The organism is Pseudomonas sp. LBUM1643, from assembly GCF_059716215.1.
Genome location: NZ_CP166813.1, coordinates 1946729 through 1968407 on the forward strand (window position 1 = coordinate 1946729; position 21679 = coordinate 1968407).

General features: G+C 58.7%; 17 protein-coding genes. 12 read left to right on the top strand and 5 right to left on the bottom strand.

What is annotated here, in order from left to right; translation table 11 throughout:
* Positions 1 to 146 precede the first annotated feature (146 nt).
* The 3 genes from acnD (at position 147) to prpD (ending at position 5765) form a co-directional block, all read left to right on the top strand.
* Positions 147 to 2744, top strand: a complete 2598-nt coding sequence (gene acnD, locus ACA063_RS08775; protein ID WP_497665527.1) for a Fe/S-dependent 2-methylisocitrate dehydratase AcnD — start codon at positions 147 to 149, stop codon at positions 2742 to 2744.
* Between the two features lie 55 nt (positions 2745 to 2799).
* Positions 2800 to 3990 carry a 2-methylaconitate cis-trans isomerase PrpF gene (gene prpF / locus ACA063_RS08780; protein WP_497665528.1) on the top strand — a complete coding sequence of 397 codons (1191 nt, stop codon included), beginning with the start codon at positions 2800 to 2802 and terminating at the stop codon, positions 3988 to 3990.
* Between the two features lie 290 nt (positions 3991 to 4280).
* Positions 4281 to 5765 carry a 2-methylcitrate dehydratase gene (gene prpD, locus ACA063_RS08785; protein ID WP_497665529.1) on the top strand — a complete coding sequence of 495 codons (1485 nt, stop codon included), beginning with the start codon at positions 4281 to 4283 and terminating at the stop codon, positions 5763 to 5765.
* Positions 5766 to 5882: 117 nt separating this feature from the next.
* Here the strand turns inward: prpD and ACA063_RS08790 are convergent, their stop codons facing one another.
* Positions 5883 to 6770: a DMT family transporter gene (locus tag ACA063_RS08790; RefSeq protein WP_497666491.1), complete on the bottom strand. Its 888-nt coding sequence runs from the start codon at positions 6768 to 6770 to the stop codon at positions 5883 to 5885.
* Positions 6771 to 6905: 135 nt separating this feature from the next.
* Here ACA063_RS08790 and ACA063_RS08795 point away from each other — a divergent pair, with 135 nt between their 5' ends.
* Positions 6906 to 8315, top strand: a complete 1410-nt coding sequence (locus ACA063_RS08795; RefSeq protein ID WP_497665530.1) for an aminotransferase-like domain-containing protein — start codon at positions 6906 to 6908, stop codon at positions 8313 to 8315.
* Between the two features lie 77 nt (positions 8316 to 8392).
* Here the strand turns inward: ACA063_RS08795 and ppsR are convergent, their stop codons facing one another.
* The gene (gene ppsR, locus ACA063_RS08800) at positions 8393 to 9211 is read right to left on the bottom strand and encodes a posphoenolpyruvate synthetase regulatory kinase/phosphorylase PpsR (protein ID WP_162438315.1); all 819 of its coding nucleotides are present in this window, start codon (positions 9209 to 9211) and stop codon (positions 8393 to 8395) included.
* Positions 9212 to 9386: 175 nt separating this feature from the next.
* On the opposite strand from ppsR, the gene ppsA reads away from it, so the two are divergent.
* The 8 genes from ppsA to ACA063_RS08840 all read left to right on the top strand — a co-directional run bounded on the left by ppsA (position 9387) and on the right by ACA063_RS08840 (position 17568).
* Complete coding sequence (gene ppsA / locus ACA063_RS08805; RefSeq protein WP_497665531.1) at positions 9387 to 11762, top strand: phosphoenolpyruvate synthase; 2376 nt, start codon at positions 9387 to 9389, stop codon at positions 11760 to 11762.
* A 213-nt stretch (positions 11763 to 11975) separates the two neighbouring features.
* Entirely contained in the window at positions 11976 to 12965 is a 990-nt protein-coding gene (locus ACA063_RS08810; RefSeq protein ID WP_497665532.1) for an alpha/beta fold hydrolase, read from the top strand.
* 121 nt (positions 12966 to 13086) lie between these two features.
* Complete coding sequence (gene rraA / locus ACA063_RS08815; RefSeq protein ID WP_194690527.1) at positions 13087 to 13578, top strand: ribonuclease E activity regulator RraA; 492 nt, start codon at positions 13087 to 13089, stop codon at positions 13576 to 13578.
* 35 nt (positions 13579 to 13613) lie between these two features.
* Positions 13614 to 14609, top strand: coding sequence for a divalent cation transporter CmaX (cmaX, locus tag ACA063_RS08820; RefSeq protein WP_497665533.1), 996 nt, complete (start codon positions 13614 to 13616; stop codon positions 14607 to 14609).
* Positions 14610 to 14672: 63 nt separating this feature from the next.
* Entirely contained in the window at positions 14673 to 14921 is a 249-nt protein-coding gene (locus tag ACA063_RS08825; RefSeq protein ID WP_162438320.1) for a CrfX protein, read from the top strand.
* Positions 14922 to 14923: 2 nt separating this feature from the next.
* Entirely contained in the window at positions 14924 to 15748 is an 825-nt protein-coding gene (locus ACA063_RS08830) for a mechanosensitive ion channel family protein (protein WP_162438321.1), read from the top strand.
* An 87-nt stretch (positions 15749 to 15835) separates the two neighbouring features.
* Positions 15836 to 16426, top strand: a complete 591-nt coding sequence (sigX, locus tag ACA063_RS08835) for an RNA polymerase sigma factor SigX (protein ID WP_028621383.1) — start codon at positions 15836 to 15838, stop codon at positions 16424 to 16426.
* Between the two features lie 107 nt (positions 16427 to 16533).
* Positions 16534 to 17568: an OmpA family protein gene (locus tag ACA063_RS08840; RefSeq protein ID WP_162438322.1), complete on the top strand. Its 1035-nt coding sequence runs from the start codon at positions 16534 to 16536 to the stop codon at positions 17566 to 17568.
* Between the two features lie 173 nt (positions 17569 to 17741).
* On the opposite strand, the gene cobA is transcribed toward ACA063_RS08840, so the two are convergent.
* Genes cobA through ACA063_RS08855 form a run of 3 tightly spaced genes read right to left on the bottom strand, consistent with a single transcriptional unit; the run spans position 17742 to position 21444 of the window.
* The gene (cobA, locus tag ACA063_RS08845; protein ID WP_497665534.1) at positions 17742 to 18503 is read right to left on the bottom strand and encodes a uroporphyrinogen-III C-methyltransferase; all 762 of its coding nucleotides are present in this window, start codon (positions 18501 to 18503) and stop codon (positions 17742 to 17744) included.
* Positions 18504 to 18554: 51 nt separating this feature from the next.
* Positions 18555 to 20225 carry a bifunctional protein-serine/threonine kinase/phosphatase gene (locus ACA063_RS08850; RefSeq protein WP_497665535.1) on the bottom strand — a complete coding sequence of 557 codons (1671 nt, stop codon included), beginning with the start codon at positions 20223 to 20225 and terminating at the stop codon, positions 18555 to 18557.
* A gap of 7 nt (positions 20226 to 20232) precedes the next feature.
* A complete protein-coding gene (locus ACA063_RS08855) occupies positions 20233 to 21444 on the bottom strand; it encodes a nitrate/nitrite transporter (RefSeq protein ID WP_162438325.1) in 1212 nt (403 codons plus the stop codon).
* Positions 21445 to 21679: the final 235 nt, after the last annotated feature.

Below are 21679 nucleotides of genomic sequence, written 5' to 3' on the forward strand. Positions count from 1 at the left end.
GCGATCTTTTGATCTTCAGCGATTTTGAATCGCCAGAGCTCAAGATCAAAAGATCGCAGCCTGCGGCAGCTCCTACACGGATCGGTGTCAGATCAGCATCAGTAGCAGGCTCCACCTCGTAAAACCACCGTGACCGAGTCCTGACGATGAACACTGAATTCCGCAAACCACTGCCTGGCAGCCATCTGGATTACTTCGACGTCCGCGCGGCTGTCGAAGCCATTCAACCTGGCGCCTACGACACCCTGCCGTATACCTCCCGCGTGCTAGCGGAAAACCTGGTGCGTCGCTGTGACCCGGCCACGCTCACCGAATCCCTCAAGCAATTCATCGAGCGCAAGCGCGACCTCGATTTCCCCTGGTTTCCTGCTCGCGTGGTGTGCCACGACATTCTCGGCCAGACCGCTCTGGTCGACCTCGCCGGCCTGCGTGATGCCATCGCCTTGCAAGGCGGTGATCCGGCGCAAGTTAACCCTGTGGTGCCGACCCAACTGATCGTCGACCACTCCCTGGCCGTTGAGCGCGGTGGCTTCGATCCAGAGGCGTTCGAGAAAAACCGCGCCATCGAAGACCGTCGCAACGAAGACCGTTTCCACTTCATCAACTGGACCAAGAAGGCGTTCAAGAACGTCGACGTGATCCCGCCGGGCAACGGCATCATGCACCAGATCAACCTGGAGAAAATGTCTCCGGTGATCCAGGTGCGTGACGGCGTAGCATTCCCTGATACCTGCGTTGGCACCGACAGCCACACCCCGCACGTCGATGCGCTGGGCGTGATCGCCATCGGCGTGGGTGGTCTGGAAGCCGAGAGCGTCATGCTCGGTCGTGCATCGTGGATGCGTCTGCCAGAAAGCGTCGGCGTTGAGCTGACCGGCAAGCTGCAACCAGGCATCACCGCCACCGACATGGTGCTGGCACTGACCGAGTTCCTGCGCAAGCAAAAAGTGGTCGGCGCATGGCTGGAATTCTTCGGTGAAGGCGCTTCCGCGCTGACCTTGGGCGACCGCGCAACCATCTCCAACATGGCCCCGGAATACGGCGCCACTGCCGCGATGTTCTACATCGATCAGCAGACCATCGACTACCTCAAACTCACTGGCCGTGAAGACGAGCAGGTGCAGCTTGTAGAGCACTATGCCAAGACCACAGGCCTCTGGGCTGACAGCCTGAAAGGTGCGCAATACGAGCGCGGGTTAACTTTCAACCTGTCCTCGGTGGTGCGCAACATGGCAGGCCCGAGCAACCCGCATGCCCGCGTCGCGACGTCCGATCTCGCGGCTCAAGGTATTTCCGGGCAATGGGATGACGTGCCGGGCCAGATGCCGGATGGCGCGGTGATCATCGCCGCCATCACCAGCTGCACCAACACCAGTAACCCGCGCAACGTGATCGCCGCCGGCCTGCTGGCGCGCAATGCCAACAAGCTCGGCCTGACCCGTAAGCCATGGGTGAAATCGTCCCTGGCGCCGGGTTCGAAAACCGTCGCGCTGTACCTCGATGAAGCCGGCCTGACCGACGAACTCGAGCAGCTCGGTTTCGGCGTGGTGGCGTTCGCGTGCACCACCTGCAACGGCATGTCCGGTGCACTGGATCCGGTGATCCAGCAAGAGATCATCGACCGCGATCTGTACGCCACAGCCGTACTGTCCGGTAACCGCAACTTCGATGGCCGGATTCACCCGTACGCCAAGAATGCGTTCCTCGCTTCGCCACCGTTGGTGGTGGCTTACGCCATCGCCGGGACCATCCGTTTCGATATCGAAAAAGACGTGCTGGGTCTGGATGCCGAAGGTCGGGAAATCCGCCTGAAAGACATCTGGCCGAGCGACGAAGAGATCGATGCGGTGGTCAAGGCATCGGTCAAGCCGGAGCAGTTCCGCCAGGTCTACATCCCGATGTTCGCCATCCACGAAGACACCGGCCCGAAAGTGACGCCGCTGTACGACTGGCGCGAGATGAGCACCTACATCCGTCGTCCGCCGTACTGGGAAGGCGCATTGGCCGGCGCACGTCCGCTCAAGGGCATGCGCCCGCTGGCGGTACTGCCGGACAACATCACCACCGATCACCTGTCGCCGTCGAACGCGATCATGCTCGACAGCGCCGCGGGTGAATACCTGGCGAAAATGGGCTTGCCGGAAGAGGACTTCAACTCTTACGCGACTCACCGTGGTGACCACCTGACCGCCCAGCGCGCGACCTTCGCCAACCCGAAACTGTTCAACGAAATGGTCGTGGAAAACGGCAAGGTCAAGCAGGGCTCGCTCGCTCGCGTCGAGCCGGAAGGCCAGGTCATGCGCATGTGGGAAGCGATTGAAACCTACATGGAGCGCAAGCAGCCGCTGATCATTATTGCCGGCGCTGACTACGGTCAGGGTTCGTCCCGCGACTGGGCCGCCAAAGGTGTACGTCTGGCGGGTGTGGAAGCGATTGCCGCCGAAGGCTTCGAGCGCATTCACCGTACCAACCTGGTGGGCATGGGCGTGTTGCCGCTGGAGTTCAAACCGGGCACCAACCGTCACACCCTGGCCATCGATGGCAGCGAAACCTACGATGTGATCGGCCAACGCACGCCGCGCGCCGAGCTGACGCTGGTGATCAATCGCAAGAACGGCGAACGCGTCGAAGTGCCGGTGATGTGCCGCCTCGACACCGCCGAAGAAGTGTCAATCTATGAAGCGGGCGGCGTGTTGCAACGCTTCGCCCAGGACTTCCTCGAAGAGTCGGCGGTCGCCGTCTAACACACGCAGTGCTGACACGGGACTTCAGGTCCCGTGTCTGCTCAAAGGGAACACTATGGCTCACGCACCTCAGATCAAGATTCCTGCCACCTACATGCGTGGCGGCACCAGTAAAGGCGTGTTCTTCAGCCTGCAAGACTTGCCGGAAGCGGCACAGGTTCCGGGCCCTGCCCGAGACGCATTGTTGTTGCGCGTGATCGGCAGCCCGGACCCGTATGACAAGCAAATCGACGGCATGGGTGGCGCAACGTCCAGCACCAGCAAAACCGTGATCCTGTCGAAAAGCATGAAGGCCGACCACGACGTCGACTATCTGTTTGGTCAGGTGTCCATCGACAAACCTTTCGTGGACTGGAGCGGCAACTGCGGCAACCTGTCGGCGGCAGTCGGTTCGTTTGCTATCAGCAACGGTCTGGTGGACGCCAGCCGCATTCCGCATAACGGCGTTGCCGTGGTTCGCGTGTGGCAGGCCAACATCGGCAAGACCATCATCGCCCATGTGCCGATCACCAACGGTGAGGTGCAGGAAACCGGCGATTTCGAACTCGACGGCGTGACCTTTCCGGCCGCCGAAGTGCAGGTCGAATTCATGGACCCGGCGGCGGAAGAAGAGGGTGGCGGCGGTTCGATGTTCCCGACCGGCAACCTCGTGGATGACCTGGAAGTACCTGGTGTCGGGACCTTCAAGGCGACCCTGATCAACGCGGGCATTCCGACCATTTTCGTCAATGCCGAAGACATTGGTTACACCGGCACCGAATTGCAGGGCGCCATCAACGGTGACCCGAAAGCCTTGGCGATGTTCGAAACCATTCGGGCCTATGGCGCGTTGCGCATGGGGCTGATCAAGGACCTGGACGAAGCGGCCAAGCGTCAGCACACGCCGAAAGTCGCGTTCGTTGCCAAACCCGCCGAATACGTTTCTTCCAGCGGCAAGGCGATCAAGGCTGGAGATGTCGACCTGCTGGTGCGCGCATTGTCGATGGGCAAGTTGCACCACGCAATGATGGGGACTGCAGCAGTCGCCATCGGCACGGCTGCCGCGATTTCCGGCACGTTGGTGAACCTTGCAGCGGGCGGCACCGAGCGCAATGCCGTGCGTTTCGGTCATCCGTCGGGCACCTTGCGCGTCGGCGCCGAAGCCAGTCAGGTCAACGGCGAATGGACCGTGAAAAAAGCCATCATGAGCCGCAGTGCGCGGGTGTTGATGGAAGGTTACGTCCGGGTGCCGGGTGATTCTTTCTGACTGACACATCCCTGTAGATCTGTAGGTCTGCAGACCTGTAGACCTGTAGGTCCGTAGGTCCGTAGGTCCGTAGGTCCGTAGGCCCGTAGACCTGTAGGAGCTGTCGAGTGAAACGAGGCTGCGATCTTTTGATCTGGTTTTTTTTAACAGCAAGATCAAAAGATCGCAGCCTCGTTTCACTCGACAGCTCCTACAGGCCTACAGGGAATGGCATTTCGATAATAAGAATGATGTAACCGTCTACCTGAACCGAGGTCCCATCAACGAACCACTTCACGAGTGAATCGAACATGAGCGCCAACGTCGACCAGAACAACCGCCCCGACTACGACACTGTCCTGCAGGACATTGCCGACTATGTCCTGAACTTCAAGATCGAGTCCAGAGAAGCACTGGACACTGCCCGAAATTGCCTGATCGACACCCTCGGTTGCGGCCTCCTGGCCCTGCGTTTCCCCGAATGCACCAAACACCTGGGCCCCATCGTGGACGGCACCGTCGTGCCTTTTGGCGCTCGGGTGCCCGGCACCAGCTACCGACTCGACCCGGTGAAAGCCGCATGGGACATCGGCTGTATCGTGCGCTGGCTCGATTACAACGACACCTGGCTCGCTGCCGAATGGGGCCATCCGTCCGATAACCTCGGTGGCATTCTCGCGGTCGCCGATCACCTCTCGCAAAAGCGCCTGGCCAATGGCGACGCACCGCTCACCGTCCGTGCCGTGCTCGAAGCCATGATCATGGCTCACGAAATTCAGGGCGTGATCGCATTGGAAAATTCCTTCAATCGCGTGGGTCTTGATCACGTCATTCTGGTGAAAGTGGCATCGACCGCCGTCACCGCCAAGCTCATGGGCGCCAATCGCGAGCAACTGTTGTCGGCGTTGTCCCATGCGTTCGCCGATGGTCAGGCCCTGCGCACTTATCGGCACGCGCCGAACGCCGGTTCACGGAAATCCTGGGCAGCCGGCGACGCCACCAGTCGGGGTGTGCGCCTGGCCGATATCGCCATGCGCGGCGAGATGGGGATTCCCGGTGTTTTGACCGCCCGGCAGTGGGGCTTTTACGACGTACTGTTCAGTCACACCAACAATGATCTGGCCGTTAAACCGCAAGACAAGCGCGCCTTCAGTTTCTCGCGCCCGTATGGCAGCTACGTCATGGAAAACGTGCTGTTCAAGATCAGTTTTCCCGCAGAGTTTCACGCGCAGACGGCCTGTGAAGCGGCCGTGACCTTGCATCCGCACGTGCGAAATCGCCTGCATGAAATCGACAGGATCGTCATCACCACCCATGAATCGGCGATCCGTATCATTTCCAAGGTCGGCCCGCTGGCCAACGCGGCCGACCGCGACCATTGCATTCAGTACATGACCGCAGTGCCGTTGGCGTTCGGCAATCTGGTGGCCGAGCAATACGAAGATGATTTTCACGCGGCGCATCCGATCATCGATGTGCTGCGCGACAAGATGGTCATCGTCGAAAACCCGCAATACACCCGCGAGTACCTGGAGCCCGACAAACGCTCCATCGCCAATGCGATCCAGGTGTTTTTCAAGGACGGTTCGAGCACCGAAAATGTGCTGGTGGAATACCCGATTGGCCACCGCCGCCGACGCACCGATGGCATCCCGCTGCTGGAGGACAAGTTCAAGGCCAACCTGGCGACGCGGTTTACTGCTCAGCGCAGTGCCGAGATCTTTGCCTTGTGCAAGGATCAGGCTGCGCTGGAGAAAACCCCCGTCAACCGTTTCGTAGATCTGTTCGTCCTTTAGCCGAACAACACATCCCCTGTAGGAGCTGCCGCAGGCTGCGATCTTTTGATCTTGATTTATAAGATCAAAAGATCGCAGCCTCGTTTCACTCGACAGCTCCTACAGGGGGAGACGTGTTCAGGTTTTCAGCCACTTTTCCACAGGCATTTTGGTGATGGCGAACCCGGTCAGCAGGATCGCCGAATACAGCATCAATTCCCGCGAAATACTCTGCCCTTCGTACCACGCGCCGATGATTACGGCGAACACCGGGAAGATGATGAACACAAACGACAAAATGATCGGGCTCAGCCGTTTGAGCAGCAGGAAATAAACAATGAATCCACCCACCGACGCCACCAGTCCGAGGTAGAGCAGGGCGCTCCATGAGCGCAGGCTTATGTCAGCAAATACGGGGGTTTCAAATTGCAGGCCCGCCACAAACAGCATCAACCCGGCAATGCCGATGGGCAATGTGTTGTAGGTGATCACGCTGATGGCGTTGCCGTGTTTTTTGGTCACCACGTAGCACAGCGCATGCATCACTGCCGCGCCGAGAATTGCCAACACACCAAACAGCTCCGCGTGATCCAGGTGCAGGCCCTGGCCGCGAATGATCATGAACAGGCTGCCAAAGCCGATGGCGATCCCCAACACTTGTGATGGGTAGATTTTCTCCCGCAGAAACAGCGCGGAAAAGATCAGGATGAACACGGGCATGCAACTGAACAGCAGCGCTGTCAGGCCGGACGAAACGTGCATCTCGCCGTAGTTCAGCAAGTAGTAGGGCAGGCTGAAATACGCCAGCGTGACGAACACGAAAAACCAGCGACTTTTCTTCGGAAACAGCAGCGGTTCACGACGTATCAGCGCAAAGCTCAAAAACAACGGAAAGGCAATCAGGAAGCGAAGGCCCGCGGCTGTCAGCGGCGGCACACTTTCGACCGCAATTTTAATCCCCAGCCAGGTGGTGCCCCAGCTCAGGCAAACAATCAGGAACAGCGCACTGGTGACCCATGCGGCCATCCGCTGTTTTGCAGTGCTTGAAGCGGCGGGAATGGCAATGGACATGATGTAACTCCTGGAAGCTGGAATTGACCTGATGGTGGAATAGGTCTATCCCTGATTGAACCTGTTTCAAGCACGCTATTCGGGGCTGTAATGACTGTCAAAGTAAGTATTGCCATGGTGTCAATCCTGCGCGACGGCCTCGCCAATGGCGTGGGCGTGAAATACAAACGCCTGGCTGACGCCGTTCAGAAAGGAATCGAAGAAGGGTTGATCGATGCGGGTAGCAAGCTGCCGCCCCACCGGCTGCTGGCCGATAGCCTGGGTGTCACCATCGGCACGATCAGCCGAGCTTATGGCGAGTTGGAACGTGTGGGATTGGTCGTGGCCCGTGTAGGAGACGGCACTTACGTCCGTCAACGCGGGATGGAGCGGCCGAGAGACAGCGGGTTTCGCAATGTCAGCGATGAGCCGCAAGCCTTCCTCGATATGAGTCGGAATCAACCGATCCCGGGGCAGGAAGCTGGCTTCCTGAGCCAAAGCCTGCAAGCGCTGGCCAGTGATCCACGCACCTTGCAGCAGTTGACCGGGTATACCGCTGAGAGTGGACTACTGAGGCATCGGGAGGCGGGTGCGCGGTGGCTGAGTCATCAGGCATTTGTCCCGAGCGCCGAACAAGTCGTGTGCGTCAACGGTGGCCAGCACGGCCTGTTATGCGCGCTGATGGGCTTGCTCAAGGCTGGCGACACCTTGGTGACTGAGCATCTGACTTACCCAGGATTGATTGGTGTCGCTCGCCAACTGGGGATCAAGCTGATGGGTGCCGAGATGGATGGCGAAGGATTGCTGCCCTCGTCGCTGGAGGACATTTGCCGTCAGCATCGGGTGTCTGCGTTGTACTGCACGCCGACCCTCCAGAATCCTACCGCTGCAGTGATGTCCGTCCCACGAAGGGAGGCGATTGCCGAGGTGTGTCGGCAGCACAATTTATTGATTTTCGAAGATGAGGCTCACGCCGTTTTGGCACGGCAACGTCCGTTGCCGCTAAGTGACTTCGCCCCGGAGCGCTCGGTGTTGATCGGCAGCCTGAGCAAGGCGGTTTCGGCGGGTTTACGGATCGGTTTTTTACATGCGCCACAACCGTTGATCGGGCGTTTGCACGCGGCGGTTCGTGGGACAAGCTGGATGGCGAATCCATTGGCAATGGAGGTGGCGAGCCGATGGATAGAAAACGGGACCGCCGAGCAGCTGTTGGGTCAGCAGATTGCGGAAATTACCCGGCGCAAAGAGCTGGTCAGTGGCGCACTGGAGGGGCTGGTCTATACGTCCCATGCCCACAGCCCGCACTTCTGGATCGAGTTGCCCGAGCCTTGGCGGGCCTCGCAAATCGCCGCTGAGCTTAAGGAAAAAAATTATCTGGTGGCGACCGCGGAGGCGTTTGCAGTCGGGCATGCGGCGGTGCCGCAATGTATTCGGGCGAGTGTGTGTAATTCGGCGGGGGATGACCGGTTGCTGGTAAGTGGATTTCACGCGTTGGCAGCGGCACTGACGGAGACCGTGTAATCGTTCATCGTCGGAATGCCGCCCGGGCTTGCCCCGGGCGGCGCTCCGACGATGGCGGTTTTGCAGGCGCTAAAGAACTACTTGAACCGCCGCTCCACCCCTTTCTCCACCAGAATTTTCGCCGATATCTCCTCCACCGAGAAATGCGTGGAGTTGATGTGCGGGATGTTCTCGCGGCGGAACAGGTTTTCCACTTCGCGCACTTCGAATTCGCACTGGGCGTAGCTCGAGTAACGGCTGTTGGGCTTGCGCTCATTGCGGATCGCGGTGAGGCGGTCCGGGTCGATGGTCAGGCCGAAGAGCTTGTGCTGGTGGGCGCGCAGGGCGGCCGGAAGTTGCAGGCGTTCCATGTCGTCTTCGGTCAGCGGATAGTTGGCCGCACGGATACCGAATTGCATGGCCATGTACAGGCAGGTCGGCGTCTTTCCGCAACGCGACACGCCGACCAGAATCAGGTCGGCCTTGTCGTAGTAGTGCGTGCGGGCACCGTCATCGTTGTCCAGGGCAAAGTTCACGGCCTCGATGCGCTCCATGTAATTGGAGTTGGTGCCGATCGAATGGGATTTGCCGACGGTATAGGAAGAATGCTCGGTCAGTTCCTGCTCGAGCGGCGCCAGGAACGTCGAGAAAATGTCGATCATGAAACCATTGGAGGTTGCGAGGATCTCACGGATGTCCTGATTGACGATGGTGTCGAAAATGATGGGCCGGAAGCCGTCGGTTTCGGCGGCTTTGTTGATTTGTTGTACCATGGCCCGCGCTTTATCCACGTTGTCGATGTACGGTCGCGTGAATTTGCTGAAGGTAATGTTTTCGAACTGCGCCAGAAGGCTTTGGCCGAGGGTTTCGGCTGTGATGCCGGTGCCGTCGGAAATAAAGAAAGCAGATCGTTTCATTTGCACCTTGGGCCTTAAGCTAATGAGCATTCTTGGATATGATAGGCGCGATTTGCTGGCCGCCAGTGGTCAGCATTCTCACTTATTTTCCAGGTCCAGGCCATATAGCCCGCAAACGCTCCTTTTGAGCAGCCGGCTTCTGAGCTTTTCCAACACAGTTAGTGGAGAGATCACCTTGGTAGAGTACGTAGTTTCCCTCGACAAGCTCGGCAAAGACGACGTTGAGCACGTGGGGGGCAAGAACGCATCCCTGGGCGAGATGATCAGTAACCTTGCAGGTGCCGGTGTATCGGTGCCCGGTGGCTTCGCCACGACAGCTCAGGCTTATCGTGATTTTCTGGAACTGAGCGGCCTTAACGATCAGATCCATGCCGCCCTCGACGCCCTGGACGTCGATGATGTCAACGCCCTCGCCAAGACCGGTGCCCAGATCCGTCAATGGATCATGGAAGCCGAGTTCCCCGAGAAGCTCAACGCCGAGATCCGCACCGCGTTCGCCACGCTGTCGGCCGGCAACCCTGACATGGCTGTGGCCGTGCGCTCTTCCGCTACTGCAGAAGACTTGCCGGACGCTTCCTTTGCCGGTCAGCAGGAAACTTTCCTGAACATCCGTGGCGTCGAAAACGTCATTCGCGCCGCCAAGGAAGTGTTCGCGTCGCTGTTCAATGACCGCGCCATTTCCTACCGTGTGCACCAGGGCTTCGACCACAAGCTGGTGGCCCTGTCGGCCGGTGTGCAGCGCATGGTTCGTTCCGAAACCGGCACCGCCGGCGTGATGTTTACCCTCGACACCGAGTCGGGCTTCCGTGACGTGGTGTTCATCACCGGCGCCTACGGCCTGGGTGAGACCGTTGTTCAAGGCGCGGTGAACCCGGATGAGTTCTATGTCCACAAAGGCACGCTGGCAGCCGGTCGTCCGGCCATCCTGCGTCGCAACCTGGGCAGCAAGGCCATCAAGATGATCTACGGCGAAGTCGCCACGGCCGGCAAATCGGTCAAGACCATCGACGTCGACAAGGCTGATCGCGCACGGTTCTGCCTGAGCGACGCCGAAGTCAGCGAACTGGCCAAGCAAGCGATGATCATCGAGAAGCACTACAAGTGCCCGATGGACATCGAATGGGCCAAAGACGGCGACGACGGCAAGCTCTACATCGTTCAGGCCCGTCCTGAAACCGTGAAGAGCCGCACCCAGGCCAACGTCATGGAACGTTACCTGTTGAAAGAAACCGGCACCGTACTGGTTGAAGGTCGCGCCATCGGCCAGCGCATCGGCGCCGGTAAGGTCCGCATCATCAAGGACGTGTCCGAGATGGACAAGGTCCAGCCAGGCGACGTACTGGTTTCCGACATGACCGACCCGGACTGGGAACCGGTCATGAAGCGCGCCAGCGCCATCGTCACCAACCGTGGCGGCCGTACCTGCCACGCGGCGATCATCGCTCGCGAGCTGGGCATCCCGGCCGTGGTCGGTTGCGGCAACGCTACCCAACTGTTGAAAGACGGCCAGGGTGTCACCGTTTCCTGCGCTGAAGGCGATACCGGCTACATCTTCGAAGGCGAACTGGGCTTCGATATCAAGAAAAACTCCGTCGATGCCATGCCTGATCTGCCGTTCAAGATCATGATGAACGTCGGCAACCCGGATCGCGCCTTCGACTTCGCGCAACTGCCGAACGCGGGTGTGGGCCTGGCCCGTCTGGAATTCATCATCAACCGCATGATCGGCGTGCACCCCAAGGCGCTGCTGAACTACGCCGGGCTGCCGCAGGACATCAAGGACAGCGTCGACAAGCGCATTGCCGGCTACGACGATCCAGTCGGTTTCTACGTCGAGAAGCTGGTTGAAGGCATCAGCACCCTGGCTGCTGCGTTCACACCGAAAAAAGTCATCGTGCGTCTTTCGGACTTCAAGTCCAACGAATACGCGAACCTGATCGGCGGCAAGCTCTACGAGCCGGAAGAAGAAAACCCGATGCTGGGCTTCCGTGGCGCTTCGCGTTACATCAGCGAATCGTTCCGTGACTGCTTCGAACTCGAATGCCGCGCCCTCAAGCGCGTGCGCAACGAGATGGGTCTGACCAACGTTGAAATCATGGTGCCGTTCGTCCGCACCCTGGGCGAAGCGAGCCAGGTCATCGATCTGTTGGCGGAAAACGGTCTGAAGCGTGGCGAGAACGGCCTGCGCATCATCATGATGTGCGAACTGCCGTCCAACGCGATCCTGGCTGAAGAATTCCTCGAGTTCTTCGACGGTTTCTCCATTGGCTCCAACGACCTGACCCAACTGACCTTGGGCCTGGACCGTGACTCCGGCATCATCGCGCACCTGTTCGATGAGCGTAATCCGGCGGTCAAGAAGCTGCTGGCCAACGCCATTGCCGCTTGCAACAAGGCTGGCAAGTACATCGGTATCTGCGGTCAGGGTCCTTCGGACCATCCGGACCTCGCCAAGTGGCTGATGGAGCAGGGCATCGAAAGTGTTTCGCTGAACCCTGATTCCGTACTGGAAACCTGGTTCTTCCTGGCTGAAGGTCAAGCTGCAGTCTAATGGTTTGATTGGGTAATCTGTGGCGAGGGAGCTTGCTCCCGCTTGAGTGCGCAGCACTCACATTAACCGGCACTGGCTGTCGGATTTTGGGGTTGCTGCGCAGCCAGGCGCGAGCAAGCTCGCTCGCCACAGGTGAACAATCGTGTGGTCATCTTCAGATAATCAAGTAGGGCGGGCTCCTCTGGATGCCGCCCTTTTTTGTGCAAGAGCATTATGCAAAGCAGCAGCAACCTATTTCCTGTCGCCCTGATCAGCGCCGAGCGGCGCGGTGATCTGAGCGAAGACGTCTATCGTTTGAAACCCGCCAACAGCCCTGACGGCACCGTCGAGCTGGCTGTGACACGGCTTGGCATGGCGGACGAGTCATCCGTGCGCGGCGTGCCGGTCATTTTGCTGCATGGCAGCTTTTCCAATCGACGGTTCTGGTTTTCCCCGAAAGGGTTGGGCCTGGGTGCTTATCTGACGCGCCTCGGTTTTGATGTATGGATTCCGGAGATGCGTGGTCACGGCCTGTCTCAGCGCAACCAGAGCTATCGCAAGAATCGTGTTGCCGACTACGCCCGTTACGATCTGCCTGCCATCGGTGCCTTCGTGCACGAGCAGAGTGGTCAGGCGCCTCACTGGATCGGCCATTCACTGGGCGGCATCACCCTCGCAGCGGCGCTGGGAGGGCAGTACATTGACGAGTCTGTCGTGGCTTCGGCGGCGTTCTTTGGTACTCAGGTCAGCCGTACCTACTGGCCGCTGAAGATTCCGCCAGTGGAGTGGAGCGGACGCTTCATTCTCAAGCGTTTTGCCCAACTGTCGGGTTCTCGCCTCAAGCGCGGCCCGGAAGACGAGCCCATTGGTCTGGCCCTGGAAAGCATGCGCTGGTATGGCCTGTTCGGGCGTTTTGGCGACGCGGACAAGGACTGGTGGGCAGGGCTGGCCGACGTTCACGTGCCGGTGCTGACCGTCAGTGCCGCGGGCGATCATCAGGACCCGACGTGGGCGTGTCGCAAGCTGTTCGATCAGATCGGCTCCGAGAACAAGCAATTTATCAACCTGGGACGTGAACAAGGCTTCGGTGACAATTTTGGTCATGTCGAGATGCTGGTCAGCAAAGCGGCCCAGACCGAGGTCTGGCCGCTGGTGGCGCGATGGCTGGCGGATCAGCAGGCACCTTTACTGAGTCAGAACCCGGATCTGGCCACGGCAAGCTGACGCCAATGCTCTAACAAGGGCATTTCGCTCTGATCGGCTTGCGGCTAAGATATGACGCATCAAGCTGTTCCGGTCACTTTGCGACATCCTCGATTGTCTTCCTCTTTACAGGAGTTTCTCGATGAACCATTACATCACGCCTGACTTGTGCGACGCCTATCCAGAGCTGGTACAGGTGCTGGAACCGATGTTCAGCAATTTCGGAGGCCGTGATTCCTTCGGCGGCGAGATCGTTACCGTCAAGTGCTTCGAAGACAACTCGCGGGTGAAGGAACAGGTCGAACTCAAAGGCGATGGCAAGGTGTTGGTTGTCGACGGTGGCGGTTCCCTGCGTCATGCGCTGCTGGGCGACATGCTGGCTGAAAAAGCCGCCAAGAACGGTTGGGAAGGGCTGGTGATCTACGGTTGCATCCGCGACGTCGATATCATCGCGCAGACCGATCTGGGCGTGCAGGCGCTTGCCAGCCACCCGAGAAAGTCCGACCGACGCGGCCTCGGCGACCTCAATGTCGCGGTGACGTTCGCTGGCGTCACCTTCCATCCAGGCCACTACATCTATGCGGACAACAACGGCGTGATCATCTCGCCAAGCCCGCTGAAAATGCCTGAATAGGCACCGTTGGTTCTGGTTTCGAGGCTGGGGTGAGGATGTTCGAGGAAGAAAACGCGCAATGGGGGCTGGTGCATGCTCTGGTGCTGGATGGAAAAGGCGGTGCGCGTTCGATAGCCCGGACTGAGCTCGACGAGTTGCAGCTGCAGGCCCATGAAAGCCTGTGGCTGCACTGGGATCGCAGTCACCCGCAAACCCAGACCTGGCTACGCAAAGACAGTGGCCTGAGTGAATTCAGTTGTGACCTGCTGCTCGAAGAAAACACCCGGCCGCGGCTGTTGCCGTTGCCGGATTTCGAGTTGCTGCTGTTTTTGCGCGGGGTCAACCTCAACCCGGGTGCCGAGCCGGAAGACATGGTCTCGGTACGGATTTTCGGATCGGCGCAACGGGTCATTTCTCTGCGTCTGCGTCCTTTAAGAGCCACTGACGAATTGCTGGTGCAGCTGACGGAAGGCAAAGGTCCGAAAACCGCTTCCGAACTCATCCTTTATATGTCGCAGTACCTCACCAACAAGGTGCAGGATCTGGTCAGTTGCCTCTCGGAAGTGGTCGATGAGGAAGAGGAAAAACTGGATGCCGACGAACGGTACACTCCCGAACACGGCGCCATTTTGCAGATCCGTCGCAGGGCTGCAGCGTTGAAGCGATTCCTTGCTCCGCAGCGCGATATTTTCGGTCAGCTGACGCGTATAAAACTGCCCTGGTTTGTCGACGACGACGGTGATTACTGGAACGAACTGAACAATAGCCTGACCCGTTATCTGGAAGAGCTGGAATTGACGCGGGAGCGGGTGGGCCTGGTCCTGGAGGCTGAAGACAGGCGATTGAGCGTGCGCATGAATCGCACGATGTATCGCTTCGGGATCATCACCGGGATCTTTTTGCCGATGAGTTTTCTGACCGGTCTGTTGGGTATCAACGTTGGCGGAATTCCATTCTCCGCGAGCCCTTATGGCTTCCTGATTGCTTGCCTGATGATGGTCTCGGTAGCGCTCGGGCAATGGTGGTTATTCCGACGTTTGCGTTGGGTCTGACTATGCGTCATGTGACCCGGCCAAATTTGATCGCGTCTTTCACAGACATCACGAGAGGTGCGTATGCACGATCCGTTTGAACAGTCTTTGCGCGACATGCTCAAGGCATCACCGTCCACCCGGGACGACGATGCGTGCCTTGGCCGTGTACTGAAAACCGCCAACCGCCAGGTCGGTGCCGGTGATCTGTTCAGCCTGCTGGGCCGCTGGTTGCCCGCGCTGATGATCGCCCTGAATAACGGATCGGCCCACATTTCGCCGGTTTCCCGTCACCGCAAACCTACTGTTCGCACTGCTGATAAGGCTGATTGAATATGGAACTTGATCTCTGGACTCAGAGCCTCGTCACTGCAATGACTGCGTTGTGGACCAAGATTGCGAACTTCATCCCGAACCTGTTCGGCGCACTGGTTGTGCTGCTGTTGGGTTTCGTGGTGGCCAAGTTGCTGGACACTTTGCTCTCCAAATTGTTGGCCAAACTGGGCCTTGATCGCCTGATGGGAGGCACCGGGCTGACCAAGCTGCTGTCCCGCGCCGGCCTGCAGGTACCGATCTCCACACTGATCGGCAAGATCGTCTATTGGTTCGTTCTGCTGATTTTTCTTGTTTCTGCTGCGGAATCTCTTGGACTTGAGCGAGTCTCAGCTACGCTGGATATGCTTGCGCTGTATTTGCCGAAGGTATTCGGCGCCGCGCTGGTGTTGCTGGTAGGGGTTTTGCTGGCGCAACTGGCCAATGGCCTGGTGCGTGGCGCGGCTGAAGGTGTAGGGCTGGATTATGCGTCGGGCCTGGGGCGAATCGCTCAGGGCTTGGTCATCATCATCAGTATTTCGGTCGCGATCAGCCAGTTGGAGGTCAAGACTGACCTGCTCAACCATGTGATTGTGATTGTATTGATTACCGTTGGTCTGGCTGTAGCGCTGGCCATGGGATTGGGAAGCCGGGAAATTGCCGGTCAGATTCTTGCGGGAATCTATGTGCGTGAGTTGTATCAGGTTGGGCAAGAAGTGCGTGTTGGCGAGGTCGAAGGTCAGATCGAAGAGATCGGCACGGTTAAAACCACATTGCTGACCGACGAGGGTGAGCTAGTCTCTCTCTCCAATCGGATTCTCCTGGAGCAGCATGTGAGTAGCCGCTAATCCGGCAAACCCTGCTAATGTATGCCGCCGCGAAATGTCCTGAAAAGGCTGCGGCGGACATTGACCTGACTGTCGGCCCGACTTGTTTTGAATAAAGCTCAATCGCTCTCCACGCGCTACGACCCCCGCGAGCTCTCTGATGAGGAGTTGGTCGCGCGCTCGCATACCGAGCTGTTTCACGTAACGCGCGCCTATGAAGAATTGATGCGGCGTTACCAACGAACATTATTTAACGTCTGTGCACGATATCTTGGGAACGATCGCGACGCAGACGATGTCTGTCAGGAAGTGATGTTGAAGGTGTTGTATGGACTGAAGAACTTCGAGGGGAAATCGAAGTTCAAGACATGGCTATATAGCATCACGTACAACGAATGCATCACGCAGTATCGGAAGGAACGGCGAAAGCGTCGCTTGATGGATGCTTTGAGTCTTGACCCCCTCGAGGAAGCGTCTGAAGAAAAGGCGCCGAACCCTGAGGAAAAGGGCGGACTTGATCGCTGGCTGGTGTATGTGAACCCGATCGACCGCGAAATTCTGGTGCTACGATTTGTCGCAGAGCTGGAATTTCAGGAGATCGCAGACATCATGCACATGGGTTTGAGTGCGACAAAAATGCGTTACAAACGTGCTCTAGACAAATTGCGTGAGAAATTTGCAGGCGTCGCTGAAACTTAGTTCAGCGCAAATATCTCTTACGTGTAGGCAAGTTCTGATAGACTTGCCGCCGAGTTGTCCCCCGGTTTGCGGGACTGCTTCACAATCACCAGATGGGGATTTAACGGATGAAACTGAAAAACACCTTGGGCTTGGCCATTGGTTCTCTTATTGCTGCCACTTCGTTCGGCGCTCTGGCACAAGGCCAAGGCGCAGTTGAAATCGAAGGCTTCGCTAAGAAAGAACAATTCGACAGCGCTCGTAACTTCAAGAACAACGGCAACCTCTTCGGCGGTTCCGTAGGTTACTTCCTGACCGACGACGTTGAACTGCGTCTGGGCTACGACGAAGTGCACAACGTTCGTTCCGATAGCGGCCAGAACATCAAGGGCGCCAACACCGCTCTGGACGCTCTGTACCACTTCAACAACCCAGGCGACATGGTCCGTCCATACGTCTCGGCTGGTTTCTCCGATCAGAGCATCGATCAGAACGGCTCGAACGGTCGTAACCGTTCCACCTTCGCCAACGTTGGCGGCGGTGCCAAGCTGTACTTCACCGAGAACTTCTACGCCCGTGCTGGCGTTGAAGCTCAATACAACATCGACCAGGGCGACACCGAGTGGGCTCCTAGCGTCGGTATCGGTGTGAACTTCGGTGGCGGCTCCAAGCCTGCTGCTGCTCCAGTTCCAGCGCCAGCTGAAGTCTGCTCCGACAGCGACAACGACGGCGTGTGCGACAACGTTGACAAGTGCCCGGACACCCCAGCCAACGTAACTGTTGACGCTGATGGCTGCCCAGCAGTTGCTGAAGTTGTTCGTGTAGAGCTGGACGTTAAGTTCGATTTCGACAAATCTGTTGTTAAAACCAACAGCTACGGCGACATCAAGAACCTGGCTGACTTCATGAAGCAGTACCCATCCACCACCACTACTGTTGAAGGTCACACTGACTCCGTCGGTCCTGACGCTTACAACCAGAAACTGTCTGAGCGTCGTGCAAACGCCGTTAAGCAAGTTCTGACCAACCAGTACGGTGTTGAATCGTCCCGCGTTCAGTCTGTTGGCTACGGCGAATCCCGCCCAGTTGCTGACAACAAAACTGAAGCTGGTCGCGCTGTAAACCGTCGCGTAGAAGCGCAGGTTGAAGCTCAAGCTAAGTAATTAGCTCGCAGCTCTGAGAAAAGCCCGGCTTAGGCCGGGCTTTTCTTTGCCTGCGATTTGGGTTTTCGGCGTCGGCTGGACGCTTGGGGTGGCGCGAAAAGATCGCAGCCTCGGTGCCCTCGACAGCTCCTACAGGGTTTTATGTCAGAGCCGGATTGCATCCCAAACTTGCCTCAATCTGCTTGTAGGAGCTGTCGAGTGAAACGAGGCTGCGATCTCTTGATCTGATCACAACCCGCTACAGCACCGATGACCAAGATAGCCGGGCTCCTGAGCTCGAACGCCAGGGCGTCGCCCTCCATTGCTGTCAGATCGCTCCGACATTCCCGCTGTTCTGGCAATGACGCATTTTCAATCATCGCCACCGGCGTCGCCGCCGCCATTCCCCCTGCGAGCAATTGCTCCCGAATCTCGCTCAGCTTCGCCACCCCCATGTAAATCACTAGCGTTGTTCCCCCTTGTGCCAGTGCCTGCCAGTTCAATCGGCTGCCGTCCCTGGTATGGGCAGTCACCAGTGTCACGCCTCGAGCCACTCCGCGCAGGGTCAACGGAATGTCGCATTGCGTCGCTCCGGCGAGTCCCGCTGTGATGCCATTGACCAACTCAACCTCTACACCCTGTTCACGTAGCCACCGGGCTTCCTCGCCGCCTCGACCAAAAATGCACGGATCACCGCCTTTTAGCCGCACCACGCATTTACCTTGTCGCGCATAACGCAGCATCAAACGATGAATGAATGCCTGAGGCGTCGAGCGACAGCCACCGCGCTTGCCCACGGGGATAATCCGCGCGCCTGCGCAATGCTCCAGCACAGCGACATTGACCAGATCATCGATCAGCACCACATCCGCTTCCCTCAATGCCCTTACGGCCTTGAGCGTCAGCAATTCCGGATCGCCCGGGCCTGCACCCACCAGCCAGACTTTTGCGTTCATAGGGTTATCCTCAAGAAAGTGAAAGTGATCGGCTGCGACAAGACATCGGCGTTAGCCATGCAGCGTCCACAAAAGAATCGCCAGATTCACAGCCAACGAGACCAGTGCCAACGTGCGCCAGACCTTCAACGGCTCGCGCTCCAGTAACGGCCTGGGCCGCACGCTCAAGCTGTGCCGTTCTCCCTGTTCCAGCAGCAACAACCATTCTTCTGCTGTTTCAAACCGATGTTCCGGGTCCTTCGCGACGGCGCGTTCAAGACTTTGCGCGATCCACTCAGGCAGATCGGGCCGATAGCGGCTGGCGCTGACCGGCGCGCCAAAACGCGGACGCTGAAACGCTTCGATTTCACCGTAGGGGTGGTGTCCGGTGAGCAGGAAGTACAACGTCACGCCCACTGAATAGAGGTCCTGTTGCGGCGTCGGAGGTGTTCCACCAAAGGCTTCCGGCGCGATGTAACTTGGCGTTCCTGGCAGCGCTGAAGGCAGGTCTTCGGACAAACCCGAACAGTAGGCGAGGCCGAAATCCAGCAAGCGCAATTCCCCATCGTCCCCCAGCAGCAGGTTTTCGGGCTTGATGTCGCGGTGCAGGATCTGCCGCCGATGCAGCATGCCGACCGCTCGCAGCAGCCGCTCAGCCAGTTCCAGCCACTGGGCCAGCGGTAGGGGGCCGACCTCGGCGTGCAGTTTTGCCAGGGTAGATCCGGAATATTCGCGCATCACGTAGTACAAATGCTGACGCTGGCTGACCCCATGGACTTCAGGAAAATGCCGCCCGGCGACGCGCTTCAGAAACCATTCTTCCGAGAGCAACGCCTGACCGGCCTGGTGATCATCATGCAGTCGCCCCGGCAAGGTTTTCAGCAGCCAGGGCTGGTGTTGCCCATCACGTACCCGATAGAGCAGCGACTGCTGGCTCTGGCCAATGACCCCCTCGACTTGCCAGCCCTCAAACGTCTGCCCCGGCTTGAGTGCCGGCGGCAGGGGCCATTGCTGCAAATGAATCAGCGCATCGCCAATGCTGGTTTCACCCAGGGCATCGACACGCACCACCAGGGCGCTGGCATTGTCCTGGCTGCCGGCCAGGTGCGCAGCGTTGACGAGGGTTTGCGCAGCGCTGTGCACATCCGGTTGATCGCGCAGAATCGCAGCGATCACGGTGTCACCGAGCACAGCCCAGACACCATCGCTGAGCAACACAAAGCACTCATCAAGGCGCAGTTCACCGTCAAGAAAATCAACAACCAGATGCTGATCAAGCCCCATGGCGCGCTTGAGCACATGCTGCATGCCCGGTTGATCCCAGACATGATCCTCACTGATCCTCTGAATCTGCCCAGCGTGCCAGCGGTAAACCCGACAGTCGCCGACGTGGGCCAGGGTAAAGCGCCTGCCGCGCAGCACCAGCGCACTGACAGTGGTCAGAAGCGGTTGGCCCCCACCATTTGCCTGTAGCCACCGGTTCTGCGCCAGCAATAGGCGATCCAAGGACTCGGCGACGCCCCAGGTTTCGGGGGTGGCGTAGTAATCCAGCGCCAGGGCCTGCAAGGTAGAGCGCGCCGCGAGACCGCCGTCGAGGCACTGGCTGACCCCGTCAGCAATCGCGAACAGATACCCCTTGCTCGCCGCCAGCGTCGGGTCCGGCGTGACCAGGCGCACGGCGTCCTGATTCTCCTCGCGAGGGCCGACGGCGCTGGCTTCGGCGAAACTCAATTGCAGGCTCATGAAGACGTCAGACCCGCGCAGCCGTCACTGCGGCAGAACCCCAGGTGGTTCTCCAGCGACGTTTCACCCCGTGCAGACCAAACCAGGCCAGCACGCCCAGGCTGGCGAACAACCACAACGCCAACTGATAGCTGCCGGTGCTCTGCTTGATTGCGCCCATGCCGGCTGCCAATGCAAATCCACCAATGCCGCCGGCCATGCCGATCAAACCGGTCATCACGCCGATTTCCCGGCGAAAACGCTGCGGCACCAATTGGAACACTGCGCCGTTCCCCGCACCCAAACCGAGCATGGTGCAGACGAACAGGGCCAGGGCCGCATAGGAGCTGGGCAAATTGAATCCCACTGCCGCAATACAAATCGCGGCCACCGTGTACATCCCCAGCAGGGTGCGAATACCGCCGAAACGATCCGCCAGAGCGCCGCCCAACGGACGCATCAAACTGCCGCCGAATACGCAGGCGGCGGTGTAGTACCCGGCAGTGACCGGGCTGAGGCCGTATTGGTCGTTGAAGTAGCCGGGCAGGGCGCTGGCCAGGCCGATGAAGCCGCCGAACGTCACGCTGTAGAAAAACATGAACCACCAGCTGTCCCGGTCACCCAAGGCTTTGAAATAGTCCGACACCGACTTGGCTTTCGGCCGCTCTGGCGCGTTCTTCGCCAGCCACGCAAAGACGATGAGCGTCAGGATCAGCGGGATCAGTGCGAAACCGAAGACATTGCTCCAGCCAAACGCCGCCGCCAGCACCGGGGCGATCAGTGCGGCGAGCACCGTGCCGGAGTTGCCCGCACCGGCAATGCCCATGGCTTTGCCTTGATGCTGAGGCGGATACCACTGCGAGGCTAGCGGAAGGGCCACGGCGAAAGACGCGCCGGCCATGCCGAGAAACAGGCCCAGGATCAGCGCTTGCTCGTAGCTGTGAATACCCAGCTTCCAGGCGCCAAATAACGCGCAAATGACGATTACCTGTCCGATCAGTCCGGCGGTTTTGGGTGACAGCCGATCAGCCAGCAGGCCCATCACAAAGCGCAATACCGCCCCGGCCAGAATCGGTGTTGCAACCACGAGCCCGCGCTGTTGAGTGGTCAGGTGCAAGTCTGCGGCGATCTGTACGGCCAACGGGCCGAGCAGGTACCAGACCATGAAGCTCAGATCGAAATAGAGAAAGGCCGCGAACAGTGTCGGGGTATGGCCTGATTTCCAGAAGCTTGAATTCATCGCGCACCTCAGCTGTTAAAAGGAGTCATGAGCTAACAGATGGCACGCCGCAAAACGGCCGCACCACCGGCCCGTTTTTAAGGGGCCAAAACAAAAAAACGCCGCCACCGGATTTGCCATGGGCAAACAAGGTGAGCGACGTCTTTGTCGTAGGTGGGGCAACCGCCGTTGGTTACCTGTGAGGATTACTTAGCGAGATTTGTGCCAATAGTTCGTAGTGATGGCTGTAGAAGGT

What these genes read in the sequence shown, in the direction of transcription:
- ACA063_RS08850 (WP_497665535.1), bottom strand. Translation starts at nt 20,225, where the DNA reads ATGAGCCTGCAATTGAGTTTCGCCGAAGCCAGCGCCGTCGGCCCTCGC.
- ppsR (WP_162438315.1), bottom strand. Translation starts at nt 9,211, where the DNA reads ATGAAACGATCTGCTTTCTTTATTTCCGACGGCACCGGCATCACAGCC.
- ACA063_RS08795 (WP_497665530.1), top strand. Translation starts at nt 6,906, where the DNA reads ATGACTGTCAAAGTAAGTATTGCCATGGTGTCAATCCTGCGCGACGGC.
- ACA063_RS08790 (WP_497666491.1), bottom strand. Translation starts at nt 6,770, where the DNA reads ATGGCCGCATGGGTCACCAGTGCGCTGTTCCTGATTGTTTGCCTGAGC.
- ACA063_RS08840 (WP_162438322.1), top strand. Translation starts at nt 16,534, where the DNA reads ATGAAACTGAAAAACACCTTGGGCTTGGCCATTGGTTCTCTTATTGCT.
- ACA063_RS08825 (WP_162438320.1), top strand. Translation starts at nt 14,673, where the DNA reads ATGCACGATCCGTTTGAACAGTCTTTGCGCGACATGCTCAAGGCATCA.
- prpF (WP_497665528.1), top strand. Translation starts at nt 2,800, where the DNA reads ATGGCTCACGCACCTCAGATCAAGATTCCTGCCACCTACATGCGTGGC.
- ACA063_RS08810 (WP_497665532.1), top strand. Translation starts at nt 11,976, where the DNA reads ATGCAAAGCAGCAGCAACCTATTTCCTGTCGCCCTGATCAGCGCCGAG.
- cmaX (WP_497665533.1), top strand. Translation starts at nt 13,614, where the DNA reads ATGTTCGAGGAAGAAAACGCGCAATGGGGGCTGGTGCATGCTCTGGTG.
- ACA063_RS08830 (WP_162438321.1), top strand. Translation starts at nt 14,924, where the DNA reads ATGGAACTTGATCTCTGGACTCAGAGCCTCGTCACTGCAATGACTGCG.
- rraA (WP_194690527.1), top strand. Translation starts at nt 13,087, where the DNA reads ATGAACCATTACATCACGCCTGACTTGTGCGACGCCTATCCAGAGCTG.
- prpD (WP_497665529.1), top strand. Translation starts at nt 4,281, where the DNA reads ATGAGCGCCAACGTCGACCAGAACAACCGCCCCGACTACGACACTGTC.
- cobA (WP_497665534.1), bottom strand. Translation starts at nt 18,503, where the DNA reads ATGAACGCAAAAGTCTGGCTGGTGGGTGCAGGCCCGGGCGATCCGGAA.
- acnD (WP_497665527.1), top strand. Translation starts at nt 147, where the DNA reads ATGAACACTGAATTCCGCAAACCACTGCCTGGCAGCCATCTGGATTAC.
- ACA063_RS08855 (WP_162438325.1), bottom strand. Translation starts at nt 21,444, where the DNA reads ATGAATTCAAGCTTCTGGAAATCAGGCCATACCCCGACACTGTTCGCG.